At 39.9% G+C, this 23506-nt stretch carries 20 protein-coding genes; 15 read left to right on the plus strand and 5 right to left on the minus strand.

The genetic code is table 11. From position 1 onward, the window contains the following. Positions 1–345: 345 nt before the first annotated feature. The 3 genes from I8752_RS10340 to I8752_RS10350 all read left to right on the plus strand — a co-directional run bounded on the left by I8752_RS10340 (position 346) and on the right by I8752_RS10350 (position 9637). Complete coding sequence (locus I8752_RS10340) at positions 346–1602, plus strand: acetoacetate decarboxylase family protein (RefSeq protein WP_214432227.1); 1257 nt, start codon at positions 346–348, stop codon at positions 1600–1602. A gap of 143 nt (positions 1603–1745) precedes the next feature. Next, positions 1746–4055 (plus strand): NAD(P)-binding protein, encoded by a 2310-nt coding sequence (locus I8752_RS10345; RefSeq protein WP_214432228.1) that lies wholly within the window; start codon positions 1746–1748, stop codon positions 4053–4055. Positions 4056–4273: 218 nt separating this feature from the next. Then, the gene (locus I8752_RS10350) at positions 4274–9637 is read left to right on the plus strand and encodes an ATP-binding sensor histidine kinase (RefSeq protein WP_214432229.1); all 5364 of its coding nucleotides are present in this window, start codon (positions 4274–4276) and stop codon (positions 9635–9637) included. 111 nt (positions 9638–9748) lie between these two features. On the opposite strand, the gene cysK is transcribed toward I8752_RS10350, so the two are convergent. Beyond that, positions 9749–10708, minus strand: a complete 960-nt coding sequence (gene cysK / locus I8752_RS10355; RefSeq protein WP_214432230.1) for a cysteine synthase A — start codon at positions 10706–10708, stop codon at positions 9749–9751. 1106 nt (positions 10709–11814) lie between these two features. On the opposite strand from cysK, the gene I8752_RS10360 reads away from it, so the two are divergent. The 6 genes from I8752_RS10360 to I8752_RS10385 all read left to right on the plus strand — a co-directional run bounded on the left by I8752_RS10360 (position 11815) and on the right by I8752_RS10385 (position 15111). Then, positions 11815–12243, plus strand: a complete 429-nt coding sequence (locus tag I8752_RS10360) for a hypothetical protein (protein WP_214432231.1) — start codon at positions 11815–11817, stop codon at positions 12241–12243. Positions 12244–12283: 40 nt separating this feature from the next. After that, a complete protein-coding gene (locus tag I8752_RS10365) occupies positions 12284–12565 on the plus strand; it encodes a hypothetical protein (RefSeq protein WP_214432232.1) in 282 nt (93 codons plus the stop codon). 2 nt (positions 12566–12567) lie between these two features. Next, positions 12568–12879, plus strand: a complete 312-nt coding sequence (locus I8752_RS10370) for a hypothetical protein (protein ID WP_214432233.1) — start codon at positions 12568–12570, stop codon at positions 12877–12879. 376 nt (positions 12880–13255) lie between these two features. Further along, positions 13256–13618 (plus strand): hypothetical protein, encoded by a 363-nt coding sequence (locus I8752_RS10375; protein WP_214432234.1) that lies wholly within the window; start codon positions 13256–13258, stop codon positions 13616–13618. Between the two features lie 124 nt (positions 13619–13742). Continuing rightward, on the plus strand, positions 13743–14771 hold the full coding sequence (locus tag I8752_RS10380) for an LLM class flavin-dependent oxidoreductase (RefSeq protein WP_214432235.1): 1029 nt from the start codon (positions 13743–13745) through the stop codon (positions 14769–14771). Beyond that, positions 14740–15111, plus strand: coding sequence for a hypothetical protein (locus I8752_RS10385; protein WP_214432236.1), 372 nt, complete (start codon positions 14740–14742; stop codon positions 15109–15111). The genes I8752_RS10380 and I8752_RS10385 overlap by 32 nt, the downstream gene beginning before the upstream one ends. Positions 15112–15253: 142 nt before the next feature. Here I8752_RS10385 and I8752_RS10390 read toward each other — a convergent pair whose 3' ends face one another. Continuing rightward, positions 15254–15925, minus strand: coding sequence for a Coq4 family protein (locus tag I8752_RS10390; RefSeq protein ID WP_214432237.1), 672 nt, complete (start codon positions 15923–15925; stop codon positions 15254–15256). Between the two features lie 505 nt (positions 15926–16430). On the opposite strand from I8752_RS10390, the gene lepB reads away from it, so the two are divergent. The 3 genes from lepB (at position 16431) to I8752_RS10405 (ending at position 17636) form a co-directional block, all read left to right on the plus strand. Next, entirely contained in the window at positions 16431–17003 is a 573-nt protein-coding gene (lepB, locus tag I8752_RS10395; protein ID WP_214432238.1) for a signal peptidase I, read from the plus strand. Between the two features lie 91 nt (positions 17004–17094). Continuing rightward, complete coding sequence (locus I8752_RS10400; protein WP_225895577.1) at positions 17095–17391, plus strand: type II toxin-antitoxin system RelE family toxin; 297 nt, start codon at positions 17095–17097, stop codon at positions 17389–17391. After that, positions 17388–17636 carry a type II toxin-antitoxin system Phd/YefM family antitoxin gene (locus I8752_RS10405; protein ID WP_214432239.1) on the plus strand — a complete coding sequence of 83 codons (249 nt, stop codon included), beginning with the start codon at positions 17388–17390 and terminating at the stop codon, positions 17634–17636. Before I8752_RS10400 ends, I8752_RS10405 begins: the two co-directional genes overlap by 4 nt. On the opposite strand, the gene I8752_RS10410 is transcribed toward I8752_RS10405, so the two are convergent. Both I8752_RS10410 and I8752_RS10415 read right to left on the minus strand, forming a co-directional pair. Continuing rightward, entirely contained in the window at positions 17633–18166 is a 534-nt protein-coding gene (locus tag I8752_RS10410) for a helix-hairpin-helix domain-containing protein (protein WP_214432258.1), read from the minus strand. The genes I8752_RS10405 and I8752_RS10410 overlap by 4 nt on opposite strands. Positions 18167–18180: 14 nt before the next feature. Next, positions 18181–18555, minus strand: coding sequence for an NINE protein (locus I8752_RS10415; RefSeq protein ID WP_214432240.1), 375 nt, complete (start codon positions 18553–18555; stop codon positions 18181–18183). Positions 18556–18714: 159 nt separating this feature from the next. On the opposite strand from I8752_RS10415, the gene I8752_RS10420 reads away from it, so the two are divergent. Together I8752_RS10420 and I8752_RS10425 are read left to right on the plus strand one after the other, a co-directional pair. Beyond that, a complete protein-coding gene (locus I8752_RS10420; RefSeq protein ID WP_214432241.1) occupies positions 18715–19662 on the plus strand; it encodes a J domain-containing protein in 948 nt (315 codons plus the stop codon). 112 nt (positions 19663–19774) lie between these two features. Then, the gene (locus tag I8752_RS10425; RefSeq protein WP_214432242.1) at positions 19775–20098 is read left to right on the plus strand and encodes a DUF1825 family protein; all 324 of its coding nucleotides are present in this window, start codon (positions 19775–19777) and stop codon (positions 20096–20098) included. Positions 20099–20174: 76 nt separating this feature from the next. Here I8752_RS10425 and I8752_RS10430 read toward each other — a convergent pair whose 3' ends face one another. Further along, positions 20175–22103, minus strand: a complete 1929-nt coding sequence (locus I8752_RS10430) for a transglycosylase domain-containing protein (protein WP_214432243.1) — start codon at positions 22101–22103, stop codon at positions 20175–20177. Positions 22104–22216: 113 nt separating this feature from the next. Here I8752_RS10430 and tyrS point away from each other — a divergent pair, with 113 nt between their 5' ends. Beyond that, positions 22217–23464: a tyrosine--tRNA ligase gene (tyrS, locus tag I8752_RS10435; RefSeq protein ID WP_214432244.1), complete on the plus strand. Its 1248-nt coding sequence runs from the start codon at positions 22217–22219 to the stop codon at positions 23462–23464. Positions 23465–23506 lie beyond the last annotated feature (42 nt).

Below are 23506 nucleotides of genomic sequence, written 5' to 3' on the forward strand. Positions count from 1 at the left end.
GGTGTAGGGTATGGGGTGTGGGGGAAGAAATAGCCCCAACAACCTCCTGGGTACAAGCCCCGTATGAGTCAAGACGATGGCATTAGTGGGGGTTCCAAGCCCCCTCCAATGCCGTCTTTCCTACACCCTACACCCTAACCCCAATACCCTATTCTTGACTGAGTTTACGCCAGTTAGGTGAGGTACTAAAAAATCATAGACTGTATGCGATAAGTTATAACGAGTATAATCGCATCAAAGCTTAATGAATATGTAGCATTGTCAGAAACCTAAGTATAAACTCGCATAATCAACTGCCCATATCCTGACAGATATAGAAGCAGCTACCAAATTACCCAAAAGCATATGAACATCAATAGCCCCTTTGAAGCAATACAGACTAGTTTTCATACAGCTCTAGGTGCTGCTAGTGCATTTACTACCGTACTGCAAAACCCGCAAAAAAATTTAACAAACTACCTTACCCAAATTCAGGAAAAACCAGATCGACTGCTCCAAGATTTTGCGGTGACAGGTAAAAACATGGAGCAAGATATTGCTAGCTTTGTAAAGACTTACTTTTGCGGGGGCAGTACTCCCCAATCATCGTACCCTCAATATGTTGAACGGGCAGATGGACAAGCTTTTAATCAACCCTATTTAATCAAAGGGACAAAAATGTATGGCTTTGTCATCGAAGGTTCAATGACTAAGCTACAGGATATTTGCGATAAATATCTTAACAATCCTACCAATGGAGAGATTGAATATCGCCCAGCTACAAACTATGTCGTCTTAACTTTCAACACTATAGACTCGCTAAGTTCTATCGAACCGCCCGATCGCGACAAAGGGAAAGTGGATGAGGAAGAAGCTGTTTTTTGGATGTTGACAGTAGTCGGGAGAAAAATCGGCCCTTTCTTTGTGGCAGAACGTCTCGCTTGGTTCTTGCCCTACCTGTATGTGAATAATTCTCCTGTGTTAGTTTCAGGACGCGAAGTGTTTGGTTTCATGAAAGAACTTGGCACGCTGCGGATTCCCAAAATAAATGAAGAACCAGATTTATTTACCGCAGACACGTTGGTATTTAAAGAATTCAATCCTGAAGTCAAAGCTAAAGACGATCGCCTGCTAGAAGTCCGTCGCATCGAACAAGGGAAGCAACATCCAGCACTTAAAACTTGGGACAGTTTTGATGAAGCGCTCGAAGCGATCGCTGGTTTACTTTTTGATAACCCTGGTGAAATTCTGATTCCTGGTTTGGAATTACCCTTAAATTTGCTGGATTACCTGATTCACAAAGACTTGCCTTTCGTTAGCCTCAAGCAATTACGCGATGTGAAAGATAGCAAACGAGCATGTTACCAAGCACTAATCGAATCGACAATGCGGCTACAAACCTTTTACAGCGGAAAGCTTTTAGGCTTCAATGATTTTGGCGATCGCTACGAGTTAACAATCAATAATTACGCTAGCCAACCCCTTGTTCAAGATATGGGCTTGCATAAAGGATATTTACCAGGAAGCGAATCAACACGCATTCCTGTAAAGCTAGCTTTCTTGCTGCATTTCGACTTCGTTCTCAACAATGGCACTACCGTTTGGCAAGCACCGTACAAATGAAAGATGAGGGAGCAGGGGAAGCAGGGGGAGATGAGGGAGAAATAATAACTGACTACTGACTCTTGTACAGACGCGATTAATCGCGTCTCTACGACAACTGTATAATCGCGTCTCAACTGACAACTGACAAAGGATAAATAACCGTGTCTGAACCATTTAAGCCACAAAAGATTGCGATTTTGGGTGGAGGAATAGCATCCTTGACCACAGCCTATGAATTAACCAGCCAGCCAGGGTGGGAAAATCTCTACGAGATTACTATCTATCAAACAGGTTGGCGTTTGGGGGGCAAGTGTGCAACTGGACGTAACGTCAAGCCTTACGATCGCGATCGCGAACCTGATTACCGCATTGAAGAACATGGGCTGCACATTTTTTTTGGATTCTACGAGAATGCCTTTCGTCTGCTCAAGCAATGCTATGAGGAATCGGGAGGTAATGGCCCTTTCAGCACCATAGAAGATGCATTTAAACCCCACAGTCTGATTGTCCTAGAAGAATACATCAATCAGCAGTGGGTCAATTTGGCTTTCGACTTTCCAATAAATTCTCTAGTTCCTTGGCAAGGCGGTGGAATTTCTTCTCTGTGGGATCATATTTACACAACTATTAAATTCGTTCTTCGCATTTATACACAAGTCTGTTACGACCAGTACAGTAAAACTTCTAGTTGGCAAGAAACAGCCTCTCAACAGATAGCACTCGGCAAAGAGATGCTCGAATTTCTCTTAGATGGATGCATCGTGCAGTTTCCCGAACAATTGTTTCAGTTGTTACTTAAAGAGCCTAGCCGTTGGGCAACATGGTTAAAAAACACCAACCAGCAGATTGCCAAAGCTTTAGAAGGTCTTGACATTACCGATGAAGGAGTATTGTTGAATTTTGCTTGTAACTTAATTAAGTTACTTCCTGAGAATACTAAGCTTCATCGGCGCGAACATCATCAAATCATTCTCAAACTGATAGATAGATTTTCAGAACGCTTGAACTACCAGCGAGAAACGAACATTGAGCAAAACAATTACACTCTTTGGCGCTTAACACTGATTGACCTAGCACTAGCAAACATTCGGGGTCTATTTGTAGATGGGGTAATTGACTATAACTCCCTGGATATTTTAGATGAGCATGACTATAAAGACTGGCTACGAAAACATGGTGCGAGAGAATCAAGCGTCAATTCAGCGTTTATTCGAGTTTTGTACGATCTCGTTTATGGGTTTGCGGAAGGCAATACTAATAAACCGCAATTAGCAGCTGGAACCGCCATCCGGATTCTCACAACCATCCTTTTCCACTACAACGGTGCGATTATGTGGAAAATGCAAGCAGGAATGGGCGAAACCGTTATCACTCCCATCTATGAAGTCTTGAAGCGTCGAGGTGTGAAATTTAAATTCTTCCATGTTGTCAAGCAATTGCATTTAGATGAACAGCAGAAGTCTATAGACAGTATCACAGTAGCTCGCCAAGTTACTTTAAAAAATCCCCAGCAGGAATACGAACCGCTCATCAACGTCAAAAACCTGCTTTGCTGGCCTAATCAGCCTCTCTACGATCAAATTGTGGACGAAGAAGCTCAAAAGCTCCAAGATAAGGAAATTGATTTAGAGTCACATTGGACACCTTGGCAGAATGTTGAAGAAATCACTCTTAGTGCCAAAAATGGCGATTTTGATATCGTAGTTCTCGGCATTTCTATAGCTGCTTTACCTTCTATTTGCGATGAACTGATTCATGCTCAGAAAAATCCGGTTCATCAAAAATGGCAGAACATGGTGACTAAAGTTAAAACAGTCACTACTCAAGGCGGACAGATATGGCTAAAACCAACTTTGCCACAATTAGGATGGAAACTGTCCGCTCCGGTGCTAGGCGCTTATGTTGAGCCGCTTGATGTCTATGCAGACATGAGTGAGTTACTTCAACGAGAAAATTGGCCTTCTGAGCAATATCCCTATAATGTTGCCTATTTTACGGGAGTAATTGCAGATCCAGGGATTCCTCCTAGCAATGAGTATAATTTTCCAGCACAACAACAGAAAAAAATCCAAGAACAAGCAATTACTTTCTTCAAAAATCACATAGGACATCTTTGGCCTGATGCTACTCTCCCAAACAATCGTCAAGGCTTGAACTGGGATTTACTTGTAGATTTCCAAAATCGTCAAGGGGTTGAAAGATTTGATGCCCAATACTGGCGAGTGAACATCGATCCTTCAGAACGCTATGTGCTTTCTGTGCCTGGAAGTACTAAGTATCGTCTCAAAACAGATGAATCTGGGTTTGATAATCTTTATCTAATAGGTGATTGGATTAACAATGGTTACAATTCTGGATGCGTCGAAGCAACGGTGATGTCAGCAATGCAAGCAACACGAGCAATTTTACAGCAAAGGTTTGACATTAAATATACAAAGGAAATTATTGGTGAATGGGATTGTTGGCTTTAATTATACTTAAAACATAAGGGTATAATTTTGACATTCCGAACAGAATTAAGCAGTAATCGGGTTGCCAAAATCTAGACTAGTTGTAAACAATAGCTATAAAATCAGTACATTTTCAAAGTTAGTCTTACAACTGACTTTAAAAATATATTTATGATGCTAAAACTTACGCTGTAAGTCTTTTAATAACTGCAAAACCTGTTCGGAATCTTATATAAACCATGCTTGACTTACCTAACTATCAAATACTAGAGTTAATTTATGATGATACTAAAACCGCTGTTTATCGAGCAAGCAGAAATCATGACGGTAAGTTAGTAGTCATTAAGTTTTTAACAATAGAATATCCCGAACTCAAAGATATTGCAGCACTGAAGCACGAATATGAATTAATTAAGAATTTAGATATTTCCGGAGTTATTAAGACTTACTCTATAGAAAAATATAACAATAGATTTGCCTTAATTTTAGAAAATTTTAACGGGATACCTCTTTGCAATATTATCAAAAATCAAAAATTTGAATTAAATGATTTTCTCAAAATAAGTATTCAAATTACTCAAGCCTTAAGCGAACTGCATCAACATCATATTATTCATAAAGATATTAAACCACAAAATATTCTAGTTAACTGGGTCACACATCAAGTTAAAATTATTGATTTTTCTATTTCATCTCTGCTTTCTAAAGAAAAACCCAAACTTATTAATCCCGATCTACTTGAGGGAACTTTAGCTTACATGTCCCCAGAGCAAACAGGCAGAATGAATCGGTCAATTGATTATCGTACAGATTTCTATTCTTTGGGTATTACCTTTTATGAAATGCTCACAGGTAGGCTACCCTTTAATGTTACAGACCCAATGGAATTAGTGCATTGTCATATTGCCAAGCAGCCAGTGGCAGTAGAGCAATTAATGCCAGAAATTCCTCAAATTATTTCTACAATTGTTATGAGGTTACTCAGCAAGACTGCGGAAGCAAGATATCAAAGTGCTTTTGGACTCAAAGCCGATTTAGAAAATTGTCTTCATCAGCTAGAAACAACCGCTCAAATATCTAACTTTGAAATTGGTCAGCACGATGAATCAAGTCAACTGCAAATTCCAGAGAAACTCTATGGACGAGAAATAGAAATAAACATATTAATTACTGCCTTTGAACAAGTCAATCAAGGTAAAAAAGAGTTAATCCTAGTTGCTGGATATTCAGGTATTGGGAAGTCAGCACTGGTTAATGAAATTCATAAGCCTATCATCCAAAATAGGGGCTATTTTATTACAGGTAAATTTGAGCAGTTCAAACGCAATATTCCTTATGCTTCTTTAATTCAAGCTTTTCAAGAATTGATACAACAGTTGCTTACAGAAAGTGAGGTACAGTTAGCTACTTGGAGAGAAAAGATATTATCAGCTTTGGTTCCTAACGCTCAAATTATTATTGATGTAATTCCGGAAGTAGAACTAATTATTGGTAAACAAGCAGAAGTACCACAATTAGGAGCGACAGAATCTCAAAATCGTTTCAATTTAGTTTTTCAAAAATTTATAGGTGTGTTTGCCCAACAAGAACATCCCTTAGTCATTTTCTTAGATGATTTACAATGGGCAGACTTGGCTTCTCTCAAATTGATTCAGCTCTTAACTACAGATACCGATAGCCAATATCTATTAATAATAGGAGCATATCGAGACAATGAGGTAGATACTACTCATCCATTAATGTTGATTTTACATGAAATTGAAAAGACTGATGTAATTGTCACAAAAATTATTTGCCAACCTTTAAAAATAACTAATGTATATCAATTAATTACTGACACTCTTAAATGCGATTTAGAAACAGCTAGACCGTTAGCGGAATTAATATTTAATAAAACTGGTGGTAATCCCTTCTTTTTAACTCAGTTACTCAAGTTTATTTATCAAGAAAATCTACTTGCCTTTGACTTTAATATTGGTCGCTGGCAGTGGGATATTGAGCAAATTCAAGAGGTAGGAATCACCGATAACGTTGTCGAGCTAATGATTGGGAAGATTCAAAAATTAGAGGATAACACTCAGAATAGTTTAAAATTAGCTGCCTGTATTGGTAATCGCTTTAATTTAGATATACTTTCTGTTATTAACGAAAAATCTCGAAAAAATACAGCAGATGAACTCTGGGAAGCACTACTAGCTGGTTTAATTCTACCTCTAGATAATACTTACAAACTGCCACAGCTTTTAGAAAAAATTGATGATTTTATTATTGATTATAAATTTTTACACGATCGCGTGCAACAAGCAGCCTATGCTTTGATTCCTGACGAGCAAAAAAAAGAGATTCACCTAAAAATTGGTCGATTGCTTTTAAAAAATATCGCACAAAATTCTCTGGAAGAAAATATATTTGATATTGTTAACCAACTCAATATCGGTGCGGAATTAATTGTTTCTCAAGAAGAAAGATATAACCTAGCTCAATTAAACTTAATGGCAGGATGCAAAGCTAAGGATTCAGCTGCTTATGAATCTGCTGTCAAGTTTTTTAAGCTGGGTTTAGAAATGCTGACAGATGTTAGCTGGGAAGAAGATTATCAATTGACTCTTGCTCTCCATGTAGAAATGGTAGAAGCTGAATATTTAAACACAAATTTTGAGCAAGCAGAAGCACTTTTTGAGAGTGTTATCCAAAATAGTCAAACGATTCTTGACACAGTAAAAGTATATGAGAAGAAGATTCAATTCTATGTTTCTCAGAATCGAATGCGAGAAGCATTGGATATGGATTTGCAGGTTCTAGAGATGCTAGGAGTATCTTTATCTCAAACTCCACCAACAGAGTTAAGGATTGAAGAATTAGCAAATCTGCCAGAAATGACTGATGCTAATAAACTTGCTGCTATGAGAATACTGATGACAGCAATGCCTCCTGCTTACATAACGGAGCCTGCTATCTTACCATTGATTGCTTTTACTATGGTCAATCTTTGTGTCCAGTATGGTAATTCATCTTTTGCAGCTTATGCTTATAGTTTTTATGGGTTAATTTTATGCGGGCCTCTTCAGGATATTGAATCGGGATATCGATTTGGCAAATTATCTTTAAAGCTTTTAGAGAAATTCGATGCTAGAGAGCTAAAGGCTAAGGTTTATGGGCTATTTAATATTTTTGTGAGACATTGGAAAGAACATATTCAAGAAACTATAGAACCGCTGCAAGAGGGAGTTCAAAGCGGTTTGGAAACAGGGGATATTGAGTATGTTGGTTATAATGGTACTGTAGTTTGTACGCATCTTTTTTTTGCTGGAGAGAATTTGGCAAATATTGAGCAAAAACAGGCTCAATATTTAAGCTTGGCACATAAAATAAAACAAGATTATTTTACTTTTTCGCTGCAAATATGGAGAGAATTAACATTGCAGCTGATTGCAGGAGTAAATAATCTATCTTACCTTCAAGGTGAAAGTTTTGATGAATTAGTAATGATGCCAAAATTGGCGGGTAACATTACAGTTATTTTTTATGTCTATTGGGCTAAAACTATTCTTTATTACTTTCTGAAAAATTACGACCGCTCTGTTGAGAATGCTAGGTTAGCTAAACCTTACGAACCAGCAGTCACTGGATCTGCACATATAGCCCAATACAATTTTTATTATTCGCTGGCGCTTCTTGCTCTTTATTTATCTCGAACTTCTGAACCACAATTAGAGCGAGAGCAGGAATTAAGAGAAGCTTTAGAACAAGTAGAAATAAATCAGCAGCAATTGCATAAATGGATATTCTATGCTCCAGTCAATAATCAGCATAAGTATGACCTTGTAGAAGCAGAAAAAGCGCGATCGCTTGGACAATACTTAGTAGCAATGGATTATTACGATCGAGCTATTCGGGGCGCAGGTAGTGCTGGATATATTCAAGAAGAGGCGCTAGCTTACGAACGAGCAGCAGAATTTTATCTGACTTTGGGACGTAACGAGTTCGCCTCATTATACATGACAAAGGCGCACTATGGCTATACTTGCTGGGGTGCGATCGCTAAAGTAAAAGATTTAGAATCTACATATCCAGAGTTAATTGCGAAAGTATCAACAAAAGAGCAAATCACAAATCCTAATATAACTTCTTCTACTGCTAGCACCAAAGCTAGCGGACTAGATTTAATTACAGGTATTAAAGCATCACAAGCTTTATCTGAAGAAATTTTACTCAGCAATTTGCTCGAAAAACTCATGATAATTGTGATTGAGAATGCTGGTGCTGAAACTGGTTTTCTTATTTTGAAAAAAGCAGGCAAGTTGCTCATAGAAGCTCAAGCCTTTGTAGACAAAGATGAGTTAATAGTAGGTCAATCAATACCAGTTGACACTAGTCAACAATTGCCTATATCTGTAATCAATTATGTCGAAAGAACTAAAAAAGATGTCGTTTTAGCAGATGCGACTTCTGAGGATATGTTTGCAACCGATCCTTATATTGTCAACAATAAAATTAAGTCTATATTGTGTACGCCAATCGTTCGCCAAGGCAAGCTAATAGGTCTACTCTACCTAGAAAATAATTTAACAGTAGGAGTGTTTACTTCTGATAGATTACAAATACTAAAACTCCTCTCTTCGCAAGCAGCTATTTCCTTAGAAAATGCCCGATTGTATACGAATTTAGAAGAAAAAATCTTAGAAAGAACTAAAGAATTGAATGAAAAAAATCTGCGCTTAGAACAAACACTACAAGAACTCAAACTTACACAAACACAACTCATTCAAACAGAAAAAATGTCCAGTCTAGGACAAATGGTTGCTGGTGTTGCTCACGAAATCAACAATCCTGTGAGTTTCATTCATGGCAACCTAGGTCATCTTGATGATTATACTCATGACTTACTTACTTTAATCAACCTTTACCAGGATACTTATCCTAACCCTGTATTAGAAATAGAAGACTTCCTAGCAGATATGAATCTCGATTTTATTATAGAAGATATCCCAAAAGTTTTATCTTCTATGAAAATTGGTACGCAGCGGATTCGGGAAATTGTTCTGACTTTACGTAACTTTTCTCGGCTCGACGAAGCTGATATGAAACCAGTGAATATTCACGAAGGCATAGATAGCAGTCTGTTAATTTTGCAGAATCGCCTAAAGTCAAAGCCAGAAAATGTTGCTATTCAAATTATCAAAGAGTATGGAAATTTGCCCAACGTAGAATGTTACGCTGGACAGTTAAACCAAGTATTTATGAACATTCTAAATAATGCGATTGATGCTTTGGATAAATACAACGAAGAAAGAACAGTAGCAGAAATCAAAAATAATCCCAGTCAGATTAGGATTTGCACTAAAGTCATTAATCCCGATTGGATCGCTATTTCTATTCAAGATAATGGTTCGGGAATGTCTACAAGCGTTAAACAAAAGATATTTGACCCCTTCTTTACCACAAAACCTGTGGGACAAGGCACAGGTTTAGGATTATCAATTAGCTATCAGATAATCGTGAATAAACACGGCGGCAAGATAGAGTGTATTTCTGAACCTGGAAAAGGTGCTGAATTTGTGATTGAGATTCCCATTAGGCAGGAGATAAGAGGTAGAAGTTAGGAGTCAGTTGTCAGTTGTCAGTGGTAATGGGTAATAGTTCGCAAGGATTTGTTCTCCTTATCCCCGCGTCCCCGCGTCTCCCTCTCATCCCTCTGATCCCCCTCCCCACTATCAGCGGACACCAGCAGTTTCTAAAGTCAAATCTTGAAACATAGGCGTGCTGAGGTAACGTTCCCCAAAGGAAGGCTGAATCATTACAATTAAACGTCCGGCATTTTCTGGGCGTTTACCTACTTGAATGGCGGCACACAAAGCCGCACCGGATGAGATTCCAGACAATAATCCTTCTTCTTTTGCCAAACGCCGTCCATAGGACATCGCTTGTTCGTCGCTGACTCTAATCACTTCATCAACCAATTCTAGGCGCAGCACATCGGGGACAAACCCAGCGCCAATACCTTGAATCTTGTGCGGCCCGGCTTCACCGCCGGAGAGTACGGGACTATTGCTGGGTTCAACTGCGATCGCCTGCAAACTACGCTTGCGACTTTTCAAGACTTCTGCAATACCAGTAATTGTACCACCAGTACCTACTCCAGCAATTACAATATCTACTTCTCCATCCGTGTCTGCCCAAATTTCTTCAGCAGTAGTTTCCCGGTGAATTTTGGGATTAGCTGGGTTACGGAACTGTTGCAGCATATATGCATTGGGCGTATTCGCCAAAATTTCCTCGGCTTTGCGAATTGCCCCCCGCATACCTTCAGTGCCCGGTGTCAATTCTAAAGTAGCACCATAGGCTTTGAGCATAGCTCGTCTTTCTTGGCTCATTGTCTCCGGCATTGTCAAAATCAAACGGTAGCCACGCGCTGCTGCTACCATCGCTAGAGCAATACCTGTATTGCCTGAAGTTGGCTCGACTAAAATCGTTTTTCCGGGCTGAATCAAACCCTCTGCCTCTGCCGAGAGTACCATACTAATTCCAATACGGTCTTTCACTGAAGCGGCTGGGTTCATACCTTCTAACTTGACAACTATCCTCGCTCCGACTCCTTCAGCTTGGGGAATCTTATTTAGCTGAACTAAAGGAGTTCGTCCAATAAGTTCTGTTACATCTTGAGCAATCCGCATTCAGTAACTCCTAAAATCCTAAATCTAGAACAGCTTATTTACCTATAACAATCAACTTGTAAGTATTCAATTTCCTGTTGAGTGTAAGTAACTGCGTAGACTGTATACTCTCACTAAAACACAAAACTACCCTACATAAAAGGCAACTGAGTCAAATATTCTCATTAATTTTCCTTCCAGGCTGTATTTGATTTACCATAATAGAGTTTGAGAATTTAGCATTACTTAACTTGGCTTTTTTTGCTGTAACACAGTTTCTGAAGTTCTCAGCTACTTACTAAGAATGTTATAAAGAAAACTCCTGTTTTTGCAAAGTTTTTAACCTTATTTTTAAGATTATTTAGTAAGTCTAGAATACTAGAACTCTTGAAAAATTCTTAATGTTTTTTTTTGAATTCTCGATGTATACTCTTCGCCATATAGTATGCTTGCTTGAGTACAAGTTTTAACTGTAAACAATCTCAAGCAAAAACAGTCCTTGACTAGCAGCCCAAATAGCTTTGATGCTGAGTGCAGGAATACTAGAACCCCTCTTCATAAATACTAGTACCCTAGCTCAAAAACACTAGTTCCCATACCCCAAATTATTTTTACAATTATTGTCAGACAAGGCTTTTAGCTATTGAGTACAACTTTAATAAATTTAATAATTTCGATCCAGCTCAACTAAACTCAGACCAAGAGGGGCAGCTGATATAAAACTTATAGGATTTACGCAGAGATTCCCCTCTACCCCCCGAAATTCCTAGGCTTTTGCCCAGCGAACAAGGGGGGACTTCTTAACCCTCCTCGCTTCTTTCTATTGCTAACAGAATGAAAAAAGTTTTTAGGGTTTGAGCGCGTGAGTTCTGAGTTGATAATTATAGCATTTGTAGAAAATTTGGTCAGTGGCCGGTAGTCAGTGGTGAGCCAGTGTGGTCTTGAGTTTCCCCCATTGAACAACTGGCGATCTCAAGAGCTATCTTCGACGCAGGAGCGTCAGACGAAAGGTTAGTAGTCAGCGGTCATCAGAATAAAGAAAAAATAACAATTGACGACTAACAACTTACAACTGACAACTAACAACTCTTTTCTAGGCGCATACTACCTAGCAAGGGAGAGCAAAAATGAAAGTCAAACTTCTACATGTTCTCACAGTTTGTCTAGTTACTTTAACGGTGCTTTCTCCAGGGCTGGTAGTATTTAGTGTGGTTTGGGGACGACATATAGAGCTAGTTAAAACACAGAATTTAGGCTGTGAATCTAACAAGAGTAGTGCAAAAGCTGCTACCTTATCTCCCCAGACAATCAGTACAAATTCATCTCAACATCAGACTAGTATCCCAGATTTTGACCGCAATTGCCTGCATCCAGTGCTGACGACTGCCGAACAATATAAACTTGCTGTCATCCTGCAATGGTTTATTTTATTAACTCCAATTTTCGTTGGGTTAGGAATCATTGTTTACGATAGGTATCTTGTTTATCGTGCTGCTGTTTTACAAGAACAAATTGAAATGTTGGAAAGATTGTGGCAGCAAAGCATCGAACAATAAGCAACTAAAACTTCGCTCATTCAAAATCAAAAAATTAACCATGACAGAAGAACGCCAAGTCTTGTATTTCGATTTAATTGACCAATTACTTAAATGTCCCAACGGTCAAGAACCAGAAGTTTTAGAAGCTCAACCAGAATTGATTGATGCTGGTTTTGTAGAAACAATGCTACAAGTAGCAACAGCATTTGCACATCAAGGTAATCAAGACGGTGCACAGTTTTTATTTTTTGTTGCTCGTGAATTAGCCAAACAGTTGGGATTATATCCTGAAGTTCCAAATTCTGAAGATGTAAATCCTGAAGTTGCAAATAAGGAGTAAACATGCTACTGACTGCAACCGACGCTGGACAAATAGCGTTAGAATTTCTCATGGCAGACTGGAATATCTCCGACAATTATAGAGAGTGGTTCGCAATCTTTAACTCTCGTCTTATAGGCGAGAGTTGGTACATTGTAGAACTAGGTGTAGAAGGTTTTCCAGATAGGTGGTTTATTCAAGTCTACGACACAGCGATGTGCGATCCAAACTATACATTTTTCTCCCCTGTTAGAAGTTCGGAAGGATATGTAGACTTTGTAGACTTGCCAGAGATGATAGCTGAAGTCTTGGTTGCAGAGCGCAAGTCCCGATAATAATTAAAATTCAAAATTCCAAATCTCAGATTTAAATGTGCAAATTAATTGCATATTAGTTACGATTTAAAATTTTGAATTTACTCAGAAGAATATATGAGTCAGAGTAACTGGAGGTTGAAAGCTTTGGTTTTTGTCAACAAAAAGTATAACATTCCTCATTATTAAAATGAGATTTACACCAAATTAGCTTCATTTCCTAAAGGTCATACTTGAAATTCTGACTCTTTATACTCTTTAATATCTTCAGCTTAGATGAGGTGATGCTTAACAAAAGCGCACCTCATTTTTTTTGTAATTTTTAATATTTTATTTATTAACAATTCCGTTATTTGTCATCTTTAAATAACAAATATATGCTATATTACATATAGTGATGAACGCTACAGAAATATCATTTGAAATGATTGCTGAAGATATCCTAGCTAAAGAATTCACAAGAGTCGTCAGTCACTACTACCCAAAACTTGGGGAATTACTGGACGGGTGTTATGTGAAAGTCATCACCTGTTTTTGGGGACGGCCTGCCAGGCGCTTGCAATATATAGGCATTTATTGCTCTGAGGAAATGCTTCCCTGCGTGCAAGCCCAGAAAGAAATACTCCGAGAGCTAGCAGACAATATGGGGCTAGTTCAAGTAGTCTGCATGAATGCCAAGCGATTGCTACGCGATCCTATGTCAAAGCTTAAACAAAATGACCCGCGTTTATGGTTGGAGTTGCAGTGGGTAGCCACTTAGTAGAAGACGCGGGGACGCGGAGATGAGGGGGATGAGGGAGACAAGGAAGACAAGGGAGATAATTCTTTACTTCTGCCTTCTGCCTCCTGACAACTGACAACTGACAACTGACTCAGTTCTTTCAATGAAAACCGGACTTTTCTGCAATTACGACAATCACAACCAAGATGCCCGTCGCGCTATTTTTGAACAAGTCGCGCTGGTACAACAAGCTGAAAGCCTGGGTTTTGAAGAAGCTTGGCTTAGTGAGCATCATTTTAGTGAATTCAATCTCAGCCCGTCGATGTTGGTGTTGATGGCGCACCTAGCGGGTCTTACCTCAACTATCCAATTAGGCACAGCGGCGGTATTACTGCCGTTCCATAACCCGATTAGAGTAGCGGAGGACATTGCTACGCTAGATAACTTGTGCAATGGAAGATTGTTATTTGGGGTTGCTAAAGGCGGGCCTTTTCCTCAACAGAATAAGCATTTTGCCACACCAATGGGTCAATCTCGCGCTCGGATGTTGGAAGCAATGGCATTGATTCAAAAGCTTTTATATGAAACTGATGTGTCATTTAACGGGCAATATTATCAATGCGATCGCCTCACAGTTTACCCGAAACCGTTACAAAGACAGATACCAGTATATGTAGCTACTGGTGGAGATGACGGTATAGAGTTTGCTGCCCAACATTCCTTTGCTTTAATGGGAGGGCCGCCGTTTTCCTTGGAGAGATTGAAGAATACAGTGGCAAAATATCGAGCCTTAAATTCCAGTGGTTCAGAAAAATTGGTGCTTGCACGCTTTTTTTATGTTGGCAAAACAGACCATGAAGCAGTAAGTGAAGCGTTGCCTTTCATCCGTCAATTTAGCCAAAAAATGAAAGCTAACTCGGCGCAAGTCATGCAGAATAGTACGAATCCCGATCAAAAACCATTCGATCGCACCAACATTTGTTTCGATGAAGACTATTTGATTGAAAACTCAATCATTGGTGATGTAGCCACTTGTCGGGACAAAATCAAGAAATTTCAAGATGAATTAAATCTAGGTACATTGGCGCTCAAACCTTCATCTTTCAACCTGCAAAAAAACCTAGAGAGTTTGCAGCGCTATAACCAAGAGGTACGAAGTTATGTCCAAATTCTCCCTGCTTCCACCCGATGATTTACCTCCTGTTGAGGTGACAAAACAGGATAGTATGTTGCATCTGGAACTCGAACAATCTACTGGCAGATGCTTTTATCAGGCTTGCGATCGCATTACGCAAGTACTATTGTCTAATTGTCAGTGGTATCTCACTACAAATGGTACTACCCTCATATTAGTAATTGACTGCCCCGATATAGTTTCTTATTGGCATATAGTCAGCAACATTCCTCAACTAGGAAATAGACTAGAGCGGTTTACTAGTAATGCCAAAATCCGCGTTTATCCTCCATTTGGCAAAGGGGGGCCGTTTGAAATCAGTGTGAATGAAATCTCAGCATATCGAGATTGGCTTTAATTTTAGTTGCGCTTTACCCTCTAATTAAAGTACAAAAGATTTTGCAGGACTTTTTGACCTATACCTGCAAAATCTTGATATTTTTTCAGTTAAAATCATTGGCCAGAATTTTATTAAATCATTCGTAGTTGAATTCTCAATTTTACAAAATAGGATTTAATCCTAAATGCGCGCGAATTTCACTCAGTTGTACATCCCAAAATCGATCCCATTTTTGCGCGATTAACTTGCCTGGAGTATGAGAACCCAAACTGTAGCCACGAGATATTTCTGTCATTAAAGCTTTGAAATTAGCAGGTTGATAGAGACTATACCTGACTAGAGCAAAACTCAAAAGCATGACGCTAATCGGAATTGGGGTTTGGGCTAAAAAGAAAGCTTGTAGACCAATTTCACCAATCACATCAGTATTAAAACCAGCAACTACATGGTAAATGTCATGAGTGGATCTCCAAAGCATCTTCAAGTAAGAAATGTCATCAACAACAGGAACTTTTTTATAAAAATAGGGATCGAAACCTTTAGCTTTCATTTCGCTGGCATATACATTACCTAAAGTTCCCTCTGGAAGCTTGCTTAACTCATCTAAATTAATAGGAGCTGGAAGCCAGCGTTCAGTAAACAAAGTATTAACTTCAGGAATTTTTTTCAACTCGTCAACAGCTAATTGTGCCGCTTCCGTTTGGTCAAGCGCGTCCTCGAAATCAAATACTCGGTCAGTATTACCTTCACCTAGTTTCAGGGCGCTAGATGCTAAAAAGTCAATGTATGCGAGAAGTCCTTTGTCATTGTTGTAAGTAATTACATTGGTCATAGTAATTCTCTATGTTGAGATATAGCTTTGCCAATTCCAATTGCAAATGTATCAGTTAAGACTGATGCCTTGAAAGAAAAACAAAAATATGAATCTTTAATTTTGGAGATACTAATAAAATTTTTCATGAATCCTTAGATGGATTTAATTTGGCTAAATATTGACTCGCATAAAAAACTGCCTCATCGAGTAATATGGTTACTCGACGACTATATTTTTCGGAAAAACAAGCAAAATTGAGAATTTATTAGAACCTTGCTTTATAATTGCAAAAATTCAGATTAAGATATTTAGCTGAATACCCTATTTCTTATCTTAAGTTGGTATTTTATTCAGACAAGCTATAGTGATTTTTCAGTACTTTTGCTTAAAAATGGGAGATACAATAACTGTAAGATTAATGTTTATATGAGTCAGTGCAAAATCCAAATTGCTTAAAAGTATACCTTTAGCGTCAAAATAATCAAGGTATCTATCCCACTTTTGAAATCGGCTGAAAACTTCTATGACTTCTCAGGAAACTGATGTAAAACAAGCGACTGCACCATCAAAAACATGGCGTAGTTGGCGGGAAAATCTGATTCTCGTGGCGATCGCCTTATTTTTAGCGCTGTTTATTCGGACTTTTATTGCCGAACCTCGCTATATTCCTTCTGACTCAATGCTACCAACTCTACACACAGGCGATCGCTTGGTAGTGGAAAAAGTTTCTTACCATTTTCACCCTCCCATCACAGGAGACATTATTGTTTTTCAGCCTCCCGCAGAACTGCAACGTCGGGGATATCCCAAAGATCAAGCTTTTATCAAACGGGTTATTGGTATACCTGGAGAAATAATTAGTGTTGTTCGAGGCAAAGTTTATATCAACGGTCAAGCTTTATCAGAAAATTACATTGCCGAACCAGCTAATCAACCATTCTCACCAGTGCAAGTCCCAGCAGACAAATTTTTTGTGATGGGCGACAACCGTAACGATAGCAATGACTCGCGTTACTGGGGTTTTTTACCCCAACAAAATATTATCGGTCGAGCAACATTTCGCTTTTGGCCTCTCGATCGCATTGGGTTTATTTAATTAGTCAGTGGTCAGTTGTCAGTTGTCAGTTGTTTGTTTTGACAACTGAACACTCATAAAGATTTAGTTATGTGGTACGGAGTCTACAACTTTGTCATATCGTATCGCTTTTTCGAGAAATAGCCTGTCTCATTTGCAAGTTTTTACAGTCAGGGAACAAAGGATAATCATAACTACCATCACTGAGCAGTTGAGCTATGAACCTACTGTACCGACTAGAAATCGTAAAGAGATGCGCCCAAATTTAGTTGCAGTTTGGGAATTACGAATAGACAGCTTTCGAGTGTATTACGATGTAGATGAGGAAGAATCTATTGTAGATATTCGTGCTGTTGGCATTAAAGAAGGAAATCAGATTCGTATAGGTGGAGAGATAGTCGAGCTATGAAAACAGTTGAAATCAGCGATATCGCCTCACTGTTGGAAAAATACGACAAAAACGAGCAGCCTCTGATTTTGACTCGCAATGGTCAGCCGATCGCTGCTTTGTTCTCTGTTGAAGATATTGATTTAGAAACCCTTAGCTTAAGCATGAATCCAAAGTTCATCAGCATCATTGAGAAATCACGCAAAAGCCAAAAACAAGAAGGTAGAATCTTCTTGGAAGATATTCACCTTCCCTCTGGAGCTTAAAAGCGAAGATAATACATCAGCTGGGCGATCGCTTCACCAGATAACTCCAAGCGGCGTTGGAAATCAGCTAAGTTTCGGTAATGTCCGGCTGACAGCCGATTTTGCACTACAGCTTGCGCTAAAGACAAGTCCATAAAGGGAATTTTTGCTAGTTGCTCAATTGTTGCTGTATTTGGGTTGAGTAATTGCGTAGGTTTATCTAAAGACTCGTTGTCATAATAACTAAAAATTAGCAGCGGATTTAATGGCTCAAGTCGCTGTACGGGCATACTCAAAGCCGCAGCAATATCTTCAATACAGTAAAATTTAACACCCGAACGTGAAAGTTCTACAAGCGATCGCGCTTGGTGAATTGACAAACCAGGTAAACGCAACCAGTCATCTACAGTTGCTTGATTAGCATCGATACGAATACCTAATTTTGCAGCTATCTGAATTTCTTCCCCAGACTGTAGTCGATAGTAGGGGTCATTGAGAAGCTTGGCCCGGAGTTTTTGCAACTTGAGATTCAAAGGTAGCCAGTTGTTCATCATTTTTGCTTGTTTCAAGAAATTTGGTCGAGCAACTGGCGGCGCTTTTGCTCAAATTCGTACTCAGAAATCAGTCCATCCTGACGTAGAGCATCCAATTCTCGCAAAGCATCAGCGATCGCTCCGACTCGATCGCTTGCTTGCTGTGAGATTTTGATCGCTGACTTGCCAAAATTGAAATTGCGATCGAAAGCTTCTTCATCTTGAGCTAAATACCACACTCCCTCAATCGCACTAGCCACCTTGGGAATCGGTGTCCAAGAAAGCAGAACATACAACACGCCCCACAACGGCTGTCCTAAATAAAATTTATGTAATCCGGAAATTGTCAGCGTGCCAGAAAAAGCTAAAATCGCTGCAATACTTCGGCTTTTGCGCTTTGTCAACATATTCAAGGGTAAATTTATTACAATCAAAGTTTCTACAATAAGATAGCCATAGTAACAGCGCTTCTCATCGATTCAGCATTATAGAATTCCTGTTTGCAAGCAACATCTGAATCTATTTTATTAATATAGTTAAAGTTCTTATCTGCAAATATTAATCAGATGTCACAGACTGTCCTGCCAGCAAAATGGTTAAAATTACTGTCCGATCCCTATGCTGTGTTGGGAATCTCTGTGGCTGCTGATGAGCGTCGCATTCTCAAACGCTATCATGCTTTAGCAAAATTGCTGCATCCCGATCGCTATGCTAGAAGCAGCAATATAGAACAAGGCTTGGCAAAGGCAATTTTTACTTGTTTAATCAATCCAGCTTACGAGCAGTTGAAGCAGACACAAAAACGCACTGAGATAACGGCAATGCTGCGGTTAGAAGCACGCGGCTTGCGGCCAACAGCACTAACACTTCAAAGTACTGTAGCTGAGGAACTCATAGCAATGTCTGCACTAGAAGGTGAAGTATTTTATGAAAAAGCGATCGCCTCCTACGCAGAAGTTCAATATCAATTACTCAACGAAGCGTATCAGATAACTCAGCAGTTGAATAAATTGAACTTAACGTATTTATACTTGCGATCGCCCGAACCATTAATTGCAAAAGTACCAACTGCCATCATTTCTGAGGTGAAATTCCAGCCAGTAGAATTAACATTAGAACAAATAACAAATATTCAACCACTACCGATAAATTACGCTCAACGTCACTATCAACGAGCTATTCAGTACGCTAAACAAGCTAAATGGACACTAGCCGTAGGAGAACTGCGCGATGCTATCAAGCTAGAGTCAAATAACAGCGATTACTATGCCTTAATCGGATTCGTTCATCTGCGACAAAATTTTCCAGGGATGGCAAAAGTGTATATACGTCAAGCATTAAAACTGAATCCCCAACAGCCACTCGCTTTGAAATATGCCACCCAGTTAAAAATTAATCCGCATGAAACTATCAATCCGAAATCGATGGCAAAAGCTGTAGGCATTGCTGCCTTATTAAGTAAATTTATTTTTAAAACAGGAATAAACTCAAGTCAAGTGGTGAAATCTCGGTAAAAAACCGTACTGAAACCGTAGCTTGTTCTCTAGATGAGTCCCCTAGACTAAAATAAAAATAGGGCAAAAATATAAGCTGCTGAGTGTCATTACTCAGTTGAATATAAATAATATGGGATTCTTTGATTCTGATATAGTCCAACAAGAAGCAAAACAACTGTTTGAAGATTATCAAGCATTAATCAAGCTTGGTAGTGGTTACGGCAAATTTGACCGCGAGGGCAAAAAGCTATTTATTGAGCAGATGGAAGCCATGATGGATCGCTATCGCGTCTTTATGAAGCGCTTTGAGCTATCAGAAGATTTCATGGCCCAAATGACTATGGAACAACTAAAAACTCAGCTCGGTCAGTTTGGTGTGACTCCGCAACAGATGTTTGAACAAATGCATCTCACCCTACAAAGGATGAAAACCGAGCTAGAAAACCAGCCCTAAATGTGACTGGGGACTGGTAATTGGTGACTGGGTAATAGGACAAATCCCAATTCCTAACCCCTAATCCCCAATACCTCTAATTTGATTTAGGGCGGGTAAATTGGGAAGGTGATTTAAATTTTTCTGCGGGGACACCCTTAAGCGCTTTTTGCATAAAATCGCGCCACACGGGAGCTACCATTACACCACCCGTAGCACCGCTAGCTAATTGCCTGTTGTCGTCCCTACCCACCCAGACGGCTGTTGTTAACTGCGGCACAGTACCGACAAACCAAATATCTTTTTCAGATGAGGTTGTACCCGTCTTACCTGCGGCTGGGCGATCGCTAAGAGCAGCACCTTTACCAGTACCACTATTAACTACTGTTTGCATCACATCAAGAATTGCTGCCGATGCCCAAGGATCGAGAACTAGCTGGGGTTTGGGCGTGTTATCTAGCAACACATTGCCACTACTATCAGTGATCCGAGCGATAATCGTCGGTGGTGACTGCCAGCCATAATTAGCAAAGGTAGCATAAGCACTAGCCATTTCTAGAGGTGTAACACCAATTGCACCCAAAGGCAAAGAAGTCACAGGTTCCATCGGACTCATAATTCCCAAGGTACGGCAAGTTTCTATAACTCTATTCATTCCCACAGCTTTACCAACCTTGATCACGGGAATGTTGCGTGATTGTGCTAGGGCAGTACGAATGGGCATTGGGCCGCTAAAGCCACCATCATAATTTTTCGGATAATACCAACCATTACCATCTCGATAGCTGACTGGAGCATCTACCACGGTTGTGTCTGGGGTAAACTTGCCACTGGCAAAGGCAGTGTAGTAGACAAATGGCTTAAAAGAAGATCCAGGCTGTCGTTGGGCTTGGGTTGCGCGGTTGAATTCGCTAGTTTTAGGATCTACGCCACCCACCAGTGCTTTGACAAAATGTGTGCGGGGATCGACTGATACTAGAGCCATTTGATTTTTAGATAAACCTTCACCAAGCAGTGTTTTATGCCACTTAACGACAGTTTCCTCCGCCATTTTTTGGAAATTGGCATCAACTGTAGTTTGTACCCGCATCCCGCCTTTGAGAAGGGTATCACGTCCAAACTTCTTAGCTAATTCCTGCGCTACAGTATTGGTGACATAAGGTAAAGCACTACCTTGAAATGACCTGATTCTACCAAGTTTGATTTCTTGCTTGAGGGCATTATCGTAGTCTTGCTGGTCGATCCAGTTCAATTCCAGCATTCGCCCTAGTACTTCCTTTTGTTTCTGTTTTGCCAGCTTCATACTCACAAAAGGACTGAATTCCTCTGGCGCTTGGATCAAACCTGCCATCATTGCTGATTCGCCCAGAGTTAAAGTTTCTGCTGACTTATCAAAATAGCTGCGTGCTGCCGTTTGTACGCCATAGTTGTTATGACCCCAATAAACTTGATTGAGGTACATTTCTAAAATTTGGTCTTTGCTAAGAATTTGTTCTAAACGAATTGCCAGTACTCCCTCAGCTAACTTCCGGGTAAAGGCGCGTTTTTGAGACAAAAACAAATTTTTCACCAACTGCATGGTGATGGTAGAACCGCCCTCTCGCACACCACCTGCTACCGCGTTAACTACCACAGCCCGTCCCACGCCACTGGGGTTAATACCATGGTGATCGTAGAAATGACTATCTTCGCTAGCTAATACTGCCCGTTTGAGATTTGGAGAAATTCTATCTAGAGGTACTACTTCTCGGTTGGCTTCTCCGTGGACACTTGTTAATAATTTGCCTTTGATGTCATAAATATAAGTCGTTTCCGACGGCAAAAAGTTACGTAACTGTCTGACATCCGGCAAATTGCGGAAACTAATAGCCAAGCCAACTAGCGCTCCAGCTACAATAGAGCTTGTCAACATCGTGATTGATAATAGAGTACCGCCAGTTACCTGACCTACTCCTTTCAAAAAATCAAAGCCCGATGAAGCCTGACGTTGTGGCTGCTTATTTTCAAAAGTCCTAGAAGACGACACGGCGATCTCACTTCCTCACTAGTAAATATAAATGTAATTCATTGAATGAAGTATGTTGGTTAATTTTTTGCAATTATATTAGTTTGGCAGATGAGAGAACGGACAAGTTGCCAGTGAATATAACCAACCTAACTTCTAACCTCAAAAACGTAGTTAATAACGAATCTACTAGTATGACGCAATTTTCTTGGCTGCATCGAGGGATAGTAGAAATTTTCCCGCAACCAACTGATGCTGACAGTGAAAGTCTAGAGAAACGCTTACAAACTACAAACCGACCTTTAAGGATCAAATTGGGAATTGACCCTACCGGTTCTGATATTCATCTTGGTCATAGCATACCAGTACGAAAACTGCGAGGATTTCAAGATGCTGGTCATACAGCAGTACTCATTATTGGGGATTTTACGGCTCGCATTGGCGATCCAACGGGTAAATCTGAGGTGCGTCGCCAGCTTACAGAAGCAGAGGTAGCGCAGAATGCTCAAACTTACCTCGATCAAGTGCGTCCTATCTTGGATTTTGACACACCAGGAAGGTTAGAAGTGCGTTATAACTCTGAATGGCTTTCCGGGCTGGATTTAGGGAAAGTTGTGGAGTTACTCTCTACCATGACGGTGGGACAGATGCTAGCCAAAGAGGGATTTGCTGAACGTTATAAAAAAGAGAATCCAATTTTTCTCCATGAGTTCCTATATCCATTGATGCAAGGTTATGATTCTGTTGCAGTTGAGGCAGATGTAGAATTAGGGGGAACCGACCAAAAATTTAACCTTGCTGTCGGACGAGATTTACAACGTCATTTTGGGCAAAAGCCGCAATTTGGATTGCTACTGCCAATTTTGATTGGTACAGATGGCGTACAAAAAATGTCCAAGTCTTTAGGTAATTATATCGGGCTGTCAGAACACCCCGCCCAAAAATATCAGAAGTTACAAGGAGTTCCAGATAATCAACTAGAACAGTATTTTGAACTCTTGACTGATTTACCTTTGGACAAACTGCCAGAAAATCCCCGCGATCGCCAAACTCTTTTAGCATGGGAAGTAGTCAGGCAATACCACGGCGAACAAGCAGCTAATGAAGCCAAAGAAGCTGCGAAAACTGGCGGTAAAGAAGGGGCATTACCAGAATTTTCCTTAGCTGGCGTGTCACAATTTCCCGCCAAGTTAGCTTATATTCTCGGTGCTAGTGGTTTGTGTAAAAGTACTGGGGAAGGCAGACGAAAAATTCAAGAGGGTGGGGTGCGCTTAGATGGCGATCGCATCACCGATGTCGATACCACTTTTCAGCAGCCTAGTGAATTACAAGGGCGAGTTCTGCAAGTTGGTAAAAATAAGTTTGTCCGACTTGTACCTTGAGTAGAAGGAGATGAGGGGGATGAGGGAGATGAGGGAGTGAGG

It is taken from the genome of Dendronalium phyllosphericum CENA369 (genome assembly GCF_016056275.1).
GTDB classification, from domain to species: Bacteria; Cyanobacteriota; Cyanobacteriia; order Cyanobacteriales; family Nostocaceae; genus Dendronalium; species Dendronalium phyllosphericum.